The sequence below is a fragment of the Streptomyces sp. LS1784 genome (assembly GCF_020103755.1).
Lineage (GTDB): Bacteria > Actinomycetota > Actinomycetes > Streptomycetales > Streptomycetaceae > Kitasatospora.
Window position 1 is genome coordinate 1 of sequence record NZ_JAHSQD010000368.1, and the last position, 8,418, is coordinate 8,418.

The 8,418-nt window shown below is 72.3% G+C and carries 12 protein-coding genes and 1 pseudogene; 2 read left to right on the forward strand and 11 right to left on the reverse strand.

From position 1 onward, the window contains the following. Both KS423_RS31115 and KS423_RS31120 read right to left on the reverse strand, forming a co-directional pair. A partial coding sequence (locus tag KS423_RS31115; protein WP_224283109.1) for an asparaginase occupies positions 1 to 631 on the reverse strand: 631 nt, incomplete at its 3' end. Between the two features lie 73 nt (positions 632 to 704). After that, positions 705 to 1,325, reverse strand: coding sequence for an ABC transporter substrate-binding protein (locus KS423_RS31120; protein ID WP_263455419.1), 621 nt, complete (start codon positions 1,323 to 1,325; stop codon positions 705 to 707). Between the two features lie 546 nt (positions 1,326 to 1,871). On the opposite strand from KS423_RS31120, the gene dtd reads away from it, so the two are divergent. Further along, positions 1,872 to 2,312 carry a D-aminoacyl-tRNA deacylase gene (gene dtd / locus KS423_RS31125; protein ID WP_224283110.1) on the forward strand — a complete coding sequence of 147 codons (441 nt, stop codon included), beginning with the start codon at positions 1,872 to 1,874 and terminating at the stop codon, positions 2,310 to 2,312. A gap of 7 nt (positions 2,313 to 2,319) precedes the next feature. Here dtd and KS423_RS31130 read toward each other — a convergent pair whose 3' ends face one another. The 3 genes from KS423_RS31130 to KS423_RS31140 all read right to left on the reverse strand — a co-directional run bounded on the left by KS423_RS31130 (position 2,320) and on the right by KS423_RS31140 (position 4,476). Continuing rightward, positions 2,320 to 3,282, reverse strand: a complete 963-nt coding sequence (locus KS423_RS31130; protein ID WP_224283116.1) for a folate-binding protein YgfZ — start codon at positions 3,280 to 3,282, stop codon at positions 2,320 to 2,322. 19 nt (positions 3,283 to 3,301) lie between these two features. Next, on the reverse strand, positions 3,302 to 3,766 hold the full coding sequence (locus tag KS423_RS31135; RefSeq protein ID WP_224283111.1) for a Fur family transcriptional regulator: 465 nt from the start codon (positions 3,764 to 3,766) through the stop codon (positions 3,302 to 3,304). Between the two features lie 125 nt (positions 3,767 to 3,891). Beyond that, positions 3,892 to 4,476, reverse strand: coding sequence for an FABP family protein (locus KS423_RS31140; RefSeq protein WP_224283112.1), 585 nt, complete (start codon positions 4,474 to 4,476; stop codon positions 3,892 to 3,894). 358 nt (positions 4,477 to 4,834) lie between these two features. Between KS423_RS31140 and KS423_RS31145 the strand changes: the two genes are divergently transcribed. Then, complete coding sequence (locus KS423_RS31145; RefSeq protein WP_189924813.1) at positions 4,835 to 5,197, forward strand: DsrE family protein; 363 nt, start codon at positions 4,835 to 4,837, stop codon at positions 5,195 to 5,197. 21 nt (positions 5,198 to 5,218) lie between these two features. On the opposite strand, the gene KS423_RS31150 is transcribed toward KS423_RS31145, so the two are convergent. From KS423_RS31150 to KS423_RS31170, 6 genes and pseudogenes are all read right to left on the reverse strand, one after another. Next, entirely contained in the window at positions 5,219 to 5,491 is a 273-nt protein-coding gene (locus KS423_RS31150) for a DUF3099 domain-containing protein (protein WP_224283113.1), read from the reverse strand. Positions 5,492 to 5,564: 73 nt separating this feature from the next. Further along, a complete protein-coding gene (locus KS423_RS31155) occupies positions 5,565 to 5,855 on the reverse strand; it encodes a DUF1416 domain-containing protein (protein ID WP_030059605.1) in 291 nt (96 codons plus the stop codon). Between the two features lie 40 nt (positions 5,856 to 5,895). Then, positions 5,896 to 6,732 carry a sulfurtransferase gene (locus KS423_RS31160; RefSeq protein WP_224283117.1) on the reverse strand — a complete coding sequence of 279 codons (837 nt, stop codon included), beginning with the start codon at positions 6,730 to 6,732 and terminating at the stop codon, positions 5,896 to 5,898. Between the two features lie 233 nt (positions 6,733 to 6,965). After that, complete coding sequence (locus tag KS423_RS48615) at positions 6,966 to 7,046, reverse strand: Ms5788A family Cys-rich leader peptide (protein WP_350517234.1); 81 nt, start codon at positions 7,044 to 7,046, stop codon at positions 6,966 to 6,968. A 259-nt stretch (positions 7,047 to 7,305) separates the two neighbouring features. Beyond that, positions 7,306 to 8,049, reverse strand: a complete 744-nt coding sequence (locus KS423_RS31165; protein ID WP_224283114.1) for a DUF2993 domain-containing protein — start codon at positions 8,047 to 8,049, stop codon at positions 7,306 to 7,308. 179 nt (positions 8,050 to 8,228) lie between these two features. Further along, positions 8,229 to 8,418 (reverse strand): annotated as a pseudogene (locus KS423_RS31170) (hypothetical protein); the annotation flags it as partial.

Here is an 8,418-nt window from a genome sequence, read left to right on the forward strand (position 1 = left end):
CCTCGGCGGCCAGCACGAGGCCGCGGTAGCCGCGGGCCAGGCCGGTCAGCGACACGGCCAGCAGCGGCGCGCCGCAGCCGTCCACCCCGGCGTGCGCGGCGGTCTCGCCGGTGCCCTCCTCCAGGGCCTCGCGGGCCAGCCGCTGGATCGGGTGGTCCGGGTCGAGGTAGCCGTCGGCGTCCCAGCCGTTGGCCGCGCAGGCGGCCAGCCATCCGGCGTGCTTGCCGGAGCAGTCCATCAGGATCGGGGCGCGTCCGCCGCCGGCGGCGAGCAGCAGCTCCGCCTCGGTCTCGTCCAGCGGCAGGTCGGCCGGGGTGCGCAGGGCCGACTCGTCGAGCCCGGCGGAGCCGAGGATGCTCCGCACGCCATCGAGGTGAAACGATTCTGCAGAGTGGCTGGAGGCCGCCAGCGCCAGCAGCTCGCCCTCGATCGCCAGCCCGGCCCGCAGCGTGGCCACCGCCTGGAACGGCTTGGCGGTCGACCGCGGGAAGACCGGGGCGTCCGGGTCGCCGAGCGCGAACTCGACCGAGCCGTCGGCCGCGAGCAGCACCAAGGAGCCGTGGTGGCGGCCCTCGACGAAACCGGAGCGCACGACCTCGGCGAGAACGGGCGCGGTGGCGGGCAGGGACATGGCGAATGAGCCTTCCGGGGCGAGGGTGGGCCGGGAGCGAGCCGGGCCCCACCGCCCACGGCGACTCACCCGGTCAGAGCGGCCCTCCTGCGAGCAGGTCGTCGACCCGTGCTTCCCCATCACGGTACCTGCGGGTGATCTCGGCACTGCAACCGTCGGCCGTGCGCAGCAGCCGCCGGCGCCGTCCGGACACCTCGCGCTCGTGCGCCCGCAGCCGCTCCAGGGCGGCCAGCAGCTCCTCGGCCGGGTGCGCCGCCAGGTCGGCGAGCTGGACGTCGCCCATCAGCGCGTCCGCCTCCAGCCGGGACTCCTGGGTGCGCGGCGGGCCGAGGGTGACGTGCCGGGCCGAGCGCCGCACGGTGGAGGGCGCGTCGGTCAGGATGGCCGGCAGCCGGTCCAGCAGGTCGCCGGGGGCCAGGTCGGGGCCGGACGGGCCGGGCTCACGGACCGGGCCCACGCCGGGCCGCCGGTCGAGTTCGGCGCGCAGGATGTCCATCCGCCCGTGCAGCAGCCGCCGCAGGTAGGACAGGTCGGCCTCCTGCTCCAGGGTCTCCCGGCGCAGCACCCGCAACTGGTCCAGGCCCAGCCGCTCCAGGTCGGGCTCGTACTCCGCACCCACCGCCGGACCGTCCGGATCCCCGGGGGCCCGCACCACCGGCTCGGACCGGTCCCGCGCCGCGCTGCTCGCGTCCATCACCCATCCACCTGACGTCGTCCGATCCCGCCCGCTCGTGGCACCCCGCCCTGCCACCGGTCCGGCCCGTCCCCCGACGCGCCGCGCGCCCCGTCCACCGGCACGCCCGGGAGCCCCGGAGGTTCCGGTCCCCGGCGGCGCACCGCCCACCGGGGCGGCACCGCCGGAACGCCTGACCCATCGACTCGACCACCCGGCCGAACCCCGGCCCGACGCGGCGGACCTCCTGGCGCCCCGGACCCTTCGTACGGTCCACCAGCGTGCCACCCCGCCCGGCGCACGCGCACTGCCCGTGCACCCGAACGGCCCCCTGGCGAACAGGGGTGGCTGATATGACCGGCCCTTTCCCCAGGGAGAACGGCGCCCGATCCGGCGCAGGCACACACCGCCGGGCGTGCACTACCCCCGCATGCGCCCCTGGTGTGCGCCCTGAGGAGGCCGCCGCGGCATGAAGGGAAGGGTGCTGCGCGGCCCGGGTGCGGCGGATGCCCGGGGAGAGCCCGGGGGCCCTCCGGGGGCCGTACGGCGCTCCGGCACAATGGCGGCATGCGAGCAGTGGTGCAGCGAGTGACCGAGGCCCGGGTGACCGTGGCCGGTGAGACCGTGGGCGCGATCGAGGGGCCCGGGCTCTGCGTCCTGGTCGGCGTCACCCACGACGACACCCCCGCCAAGGCCGCCCAGCTGGCCCGCAAGCTCTGGACGCTGCGGCTGCTGCCCGCGAACGACGAGGGCGTCGAGCAGAGCTGCTCGGACCTCGGCGCCCCGCTGCTGGTGATCAGCCAGTTCACGCTGTACGGCGACGCCCGCAAGGGCCGTCGCCCCACCTGGAACGCCGCCGCCCCCGGCCCGGTCGCCGAGCCGCTGGTGGACGAGGTGGTGGCGCAACTGCGCGCGCTGGGCGCCAAGGTGGAGACGGGCCGGTTCGGCGCCGACATGCAGGTGGCGCTGGTGAACGACGGCCCGTTCACCGTCCTCGTCGAGGTCTGAGCGGCCCCTACTGCGGGACGATCACGTCCTGGGTGCCCGGCACCGTCCCGGCCAGCAGCACGGCTTCCACCGGCACGTTCCGCTTGACGATCGCCAGCGCGATCGGCCCCAGCTCGTGGTGCCGGGCCGAGGAGGTCACGAAGCCCAGCGCCCGCCCGTCCGGGTCGGTCGCCAGCCGCACCTCGGTGCCGTGCGGGGGCAGCGTCTCCTCGGTGCCGTCCAGGTGCAGGAAGACCAGCCGGCGCGGCGGGCGGCCCAGGTTGTGCACCCGGGCGACCGTCTCCTGGCCGCGGTAGCAGCCCTTCTGGAGGTGGACGGCGGTGCGCAGCCAGTCCACCTCGTGCGGGATGGTCCGGTGGTCGGTCTCGAAGCCCAGCCGGGGCCGGTGGCCCTCGATCCGCAGCGCCTCGTACGCCCAGACCCCGGCCGCCGGGCCGAACCCGTCGGTGAACCGCTCCAGCTCGCCGCGCGGCACGAACAGGTCACGCCCGTACGGGAGTTCGCGGACGGCGGCGGCACCCTCGACGGACGCGGTGGAACCGGCCGGAAGGTGGACCACGGCGTACTCGGCGGTCGCGTCGGCGACCTCCACCCGGTAGAAGAACCTCATGCTCTCCAGGTAGGCCACCAGCGCCTCCTGGGTGCCCGGCTCGACGTGCGCCCAGGTGGTGGTGCCGTCGTCCACCAGGTAGAGCGCGTGCTCCACGTGCCCGTGCGGGGAGAGCACCAGCGCCTCGGTGGCCTGCTGTGGCGGCAGCTCGCTGACGTGCTGGGTGAGCAGCAGGTGCAGCCAGGAGAGCCGGTCCGGGCCGGTCACGGTGACCACGCCGCGGTGCGAGAGGTCGACGAAGCCGGCGCCCTGCGACAGGTTGCGTTGCTCGCGGAAGATGTCGCCGTAGTGGGCGGCGACACCCTCGTCGGCCCCCTCGGCGGGGACGGCTCCGGGCAGGGAAAGCAGCGGGCTCTTCACACCGGTCATACCGGCCAGCTTACGACCGGTCCCCGACGAGCTTGGCGGTGCAGTCGGCGCAGCGGCCGAAGATGGCGAAGTGCTTGAGGTCGGTGTCGAAACCGTGCCGCTCGCGCAGGCTGTCGATCAGCGGCTGGGCGATCTCGGTGCCGGTCTCGGTGACCTTCTCGCAGTCCCGGCAGACCAGGTGCAGGTGGTGGTGGCGGCCGGCCAGGTGGTAGGTCGGGGCGCCGTGGCCGAGGTGGGCGTGCGAGACCAGGCCCAGCTCCTCCAGCAGCTCCAGGGTCCGGTAGACGGTGGAGATGTTGATGCCGCTGGCCGTCCTGCGGACGTGGCAGAGGATGTCGTCGGGGGTGGCGTGGTCGAGCTCGTCGACGGCCTCCAGCACGAGCTGCCGCTGTGGAGTGAGCCGGTACCCGCGTTCGCGCAGGTCGGCCTTCCAGTCGCCGGAGAGCTGCCAGTCGGTGGTGCCGGTGTCCGCCACGGTGCCGTCCCTGCCAATGGTCGGGGGTCCTGATGCAAGTGTAGGGACCGGCCGCGGGCCGGTCCCTACCCCGTGCGCGGAAGTGCCGGCCGTCCGATCACTCGGGGCCGGTCACTTCGAGCCGGTCACTTGAAGAAGGCGATGCCGTCGTCCGGCAGGTCGTTGATGTCCTTGATCAGCTGGGCCGGGCTGAGCACCTTCTTCAGCTGCGCGGACATGTACGGGCGCAGCGGCACGTTCGGGGCGGCCTTCTCGCCGACCCAGAGCAGCTCACCGTTGACGAAGCCGTACAGCCGCTTGCCGCCCGAGTACTCCGGCGAGCCCTCGATCCGGGCCACCGCGTCGGTGGAGACGTCGACCTGCGGCTTGCCGTCGGCCAGTTCGCCGTACCAGATCTCGACCGTGCCGTCGTCGCGGACGGAGGAGATCTCGATCCCCCGGGCACCGCTGGTGCCGTCCGGGTTGCTGGTGATGCGCCAGAACGCGTGCTCGTTCTCCAGCGGACGGACCTTCTCGCCCTCGTTGTTCAGCACCCAGGTGCGGGAGCGGAACTCCAGGAACGGGCGGCCGTCGTGGCGGATCACGATCTCCTGGCCGAAGTTGCACTTCTCCGCGCCCGGGAAGTCGAAGACGCCCGCGCCCTCCCAGGTGCCGAGGAGGAAGGCGAGCGGGACGACGTCCTTGTGAAGGTCAGAGGGGATCTCGATCATGTTCCTGGTCGCTGTTCTCGTCGGTGTGGGACTGCCTCAACCGTACGGCAGACTCAGCGCTGGCCCTGGTACAGCTTCATCACCGAGAAGATGGCGAACCAGGTGATCAGCACGGCCATGAGGGCCAGCAGACCGTCGAAGAAGATTTCCAGACCGGACACGGGGGGCTCCCAGGCGGCGACAGTGTGGTGGATTTTGCTCCGCTCACTCTATCCGCCGGTCTCCGGCCGGTCGCGGTGAGCCCCACCACGTCGCCGTTCGCGCCGTTCTCCTGCGACTGCTTGCGGCTGCTCAAGCTTTGCCCAAGGGTTCCGGGGATGCCGGACGGCGGGGGTGTCGGCACCTCTAAGGTGGCGCCATGCCGAAGAAACTCGTCATCAAGGTCACCGCAGGGGCGGACGCGCCGGAGCGGTGCTCGCAGGCGTTCACGGTGGCGGCGGTGGCCGTCGCCAGCGGAATCGAGGTCTCGCTCTGGCTGACCGGGGAGTCCTCCTGGTTCGCGCTGCCGGGCCGGGCGGCGGAGTTCGAACTCCCGCACGCGGCTCCGCTGCCGGACCTGCTGGAGTCGATCCTGGCGGCCGGCTCGGTGACGCTGTGCACCCAGTGCGCGGCCCGGCGCGGGATCGAGCAGAAGGACACCGTCGAGGGTGTCCGGATCGCGGGCGCCCAGGTCTTCGTCAGCGAGATCATGGCGGACGGCGTCCAGGCCCTCGTGTACTGACGCCTCTCGCGCCCTGACGTCCTAGGGACGCTGCTCGTGGTCGGGGCGGTCCCGGTCGTGGCCGGGGTCGTCCCACCTGGGGTCGTCCCAGCGCGGGTCGTTCCACCAGTCGTCGTCCGGGTCCCGCTTGTTGGCGAACACCGCGGCGGCGGGCGGGATGACCATCGCGACCACGCACATGCCGATCGCCGCCCCGACCGAGAAGAAGCGCACCACGCCCCAGGCCATGACGAACAGGCCCAGGCACACACCCATCATGGCGTAGTAGAAGCGACGCCGCCGCCTTGCCTGCACCCCTCCACGGTACGGCCGAGGGCCCCTGCGCGGCAGGGGCCCTCGGGGTGGTCCGGACTGGTTCCGGCTCCGGTCAGACCGCGATCGCGACCTCGACGGCGGTGCCCTGGGAGGCCACCACCTGACGGTCCACGGTCTGGCCCGGCACCAGCGCGCGCAGGGTCCACTTGCCCGGGCGGGCGAAGAACCGGAACTGGCCGGTCGCCGAGGTGGGCACCTCGGCCGTGAACTCGCCGCCCTCGTCCAGCAGCCGGACGTAGCCGTTGACCGGCTCACCGTCGCGGGTCACCGAACCCTGGATGATCGTCTCGTTCGCCACGTCAACTCCTGCCAGGTCCGGGCCGCCGGCCTTCGCACCGCACATGTCTGTTCTTCCCTTCTGACTTACGGGTCGAGCCGGGGGCTCAGTTGCTGCCGAGCTCGATCGGCACGCCGACCAGGCTGCCGTACTCGGTCCACGAGCCGTCGTAGTTCTTGACGTTCTCCTGGCCGAGCAGCTCGTGCAGCACGAACCAGGTGAGCGCGGAGCGCTCGCCGATGCGGCAGTAGGCGATGGTGTCCTTCGCCAGGTCGATGCCCTCGGCCTCGTACAGCGCCTTGAGCTCGTCGTCGCTCTTGAAGGTGCCGTCGTCGTTGGCGTTCTTGGCCCACGGGATGTTGCGGGCGCTCGGCACGTGGCCGGGGCGCTGCGACTGCTCCTGCGGGAGGTGGGCCGGGGCGAGCAGCTTGCCGGAGAACTCGTCGGGCGAGCGCACGTCGACCAGGTTCAGGTTGCCGATGGCGGCGATCACGTCGTCGCGGAAGGCGCGGATCGAGGAGTCGGCGGCCTGCGCCTTGTACTCGGTGGCGGGGCGGGCCGGCACCTCGGCGACCAGGTCGCGGGAGTCCAGCTCCCACTTCTTGCGGCCGCCGTCCAGCAGGCGGACGTCGCCGTGGCCGTACAGCTTGAAGTACCAGTAGGCGTACGAAGCGAACCAGTTGTTGTTGCCGCCGTACAGGACGACGGTGTCGTCGTTGGCGATGCCCTTGGCGCTGAGCAGCACCTCGAAGCCGGCCTGGTCGATGAAGTCGCGGCGGACCGGGTCCTGGAGGTCCTGCTTCCAGTCGATCCGGACGGCGTTGCGGATGTGGTTCTTTTCGTACGCGGAGGTGTCCTCGTCGACCTCGACGATGACGACCTTCGGGTCGTCCAGGTGGGCCTGGACCCAGTCGGCGTCGACCAGGACGTCGCTGCGGCTCATGGTGGTGTTCTCCATCCGAGGGCGGTTGTGCGGAAGGTGCTGGTCAGGAGGGTGCTGCAAGGGTGCCCGGGTGGGTGCGGTCCGAAATCCAGTCCGAATACCGGGACGAGAGGGCGGACCGGTGCGACCGGGCAGGAAACTGCGGAGTACATCGGCGACCGCCCGCCACACAGCCGGGCGCGGTCACCGGGAAGATCGGCGGCGGGCGTCAACTGCCCTGCCGGGACGCCGAATCAGCGCATTCGACACAGACAGGCGGCCACGCGGCACAGGTCTACCGCCCGCCGCTTCGTGAGATCCGTCTGTCGCTTCATGCCGACGATGCTAGGGACACCGGAGGCCCGCTGTCATCAGCGTATCGAATAGCGGGATCAAAACAACCGAATGCTGGGATTTGGCCCCGGCCCGGCCTCAAGGGGCCCGGCCGGAGACCCGCCGGCGGCACGCACGGGGCGGAAACGGCACCGCTCCGCGGTCCGCGCTGGACAGCGCGTCTCGCGGAGCGGAACGATTCGGCAGGGCCGGGAACGGGTCGGCCGGTGGCCCGGGGCGGGACCGGCGAAGGGCCGGGGATCAGCCCAGGAGCTTGACGCCCTTGCCGTCGAAGGTCAGCTGGAGGCCCTCCGGCAGCGGCGTCACGCCGCCGTCCCCGCCCTCCCCGCCCTCCTTGTCAGCCAGCTTCAGCCCGGCCGGCAGCGAGTCCAGGGTGAAACTCATCGGCTCGACCTGCTGGTTGGTGACGCCGGCCACCACCCCCGCCAGCGAGCTCAGCCGGAAGCCGTCCACCGTGACGGTGTTCCCCTTGTTGTGCACGCTGCCCTCGCCGATCGCGATCGGCCCCAGCGAGGCCTTGACCTTGCCCGGACCGGCGTAGGACAGGGTCAGCCGGGAGTTGCCACCCACCGGCAGCTTCGCCCCGTGCAGCAGCTGGGAGGCGGGTGGCAGCAGCTGCGCGAGGTCCGGGTAGGAGATCACCCCGCTGCCGGTCCCGCTGTCCACCGTGGCACTGCTCATGCTGTCGCCGACCTCGACACCGGAGAGCCGGGCCTTGAACGAGTGCAGCGCCACCTGGTGGCTGCCGTCGCCGACGCTCAGGCCGTCGGAGGAGATCCGGACGTCGTCCAGCTTCATCGACAGCACCTGGGTGAGGAAGGGGAAGCCCCCGATCGAGACGTCCGGGCGCTGGCTCATCCGGCCGCTCTTCACGATCCGGTCGGCGGCCTCGTCCTCGGCCACGCCCACCGCGATCCGGTCGGCGCCCAGCAGCAGGCCGGAGAGCACCGCCAGGCCGATCGTGGCCTTCAGCCATCCGCGCATCGTGTCCCCCGTCGTCGCCGGTCGCCGTCGTCGTTCGCCGCTGTGGTCGTTCGCAGTGGGTCGCTCACCGTTCCGTGGCGGACGCAGGACACGTCCGCCCTCGCACGACCGTACGACGTCCCGCCCCGGAACATGGTTCCGGGGCGGGCCATCCGTCCGAAGCGGCCTGGACGGAAGGGTCAGGCCAGCAGATCGGTGGCGATCCACATCAGCGGCGCGGCCACCGCCAGCGGCAGCGCCACGCCCGCCGTCATGTGCACGAAGCGGGACGGGAAGTCGTACGCCGCGACCCGGCGGCCGACCAGCGCGCCCAGCCCGGCCAGCGCGCCGAGCGCCACCGGCGCCCCGACCAGCAGGCCCAGTGCCACC

What these genes read in the sequence shown, in the direction of transcription:
- KS423_RS31120 (WP_263455419.1), bottom strand. Translation starts at nt 1,325, where the DNA reads ATGGACGCGAGCAGCGCGGCGCGGGACCGGTCCGAGCCGGTGGTGCGG.
- dtd (WP_224283110.1), top strand. Translation starts at nt 1,872, where the DNA reads ATGCGAGCAGTGGTGCAGCGAGTGACCGAGGCCCGGGTGACCGTGGCC.
- KS423_RS31140 (WP_224283112.1), bottom strand. Translation starts at nt 4,476, where the DNA reads ATGATCGAGATCCCCTCTGACCTTCACAAGGACGTCGTCCCGCTCGCC.
- KS423_RS31145 (WP_189924813.1), top strand. Translation starts at nt 4,835, where the DNA reads ATGCCGAAGAAACTCGTCATCAAGGTCACCGCAGGGGCGGACGCGCCG.
- KS423_RS31155 (WP_030059605.1), bottom strand. Translation starts at nt 5,855, where the DNA reads ATGTGCGGTGCGAAGGCCGGCGGCCCGGACCTGGCAGGAGTTGACGTG.
- KS423_RS31160 (WP_224283117.1), bottom strand. Translation starts at nt 6,732, where the DNA reads ATGAGCCGCAGCGACGTCCTGGTCGACGCCGACTGGGTCCAGGCCCAC.
- KS423_RS48615 (WP_350517234.1), bottom strand. Translation starts at nt 7,046, where the DNA reads ATGAAGCGACAGACGGATCTCACGAAGCGGCGGGCGGTAGACCTGTGC.
- KS423_RS31165 (WP_224283114.1), bottom strand. Translation starts at nt 8,049, where the DNA reads ATGCGCGGATGGCTGAAGGCCACGATCGGCCTGGCGGTGCTCTCCGGC.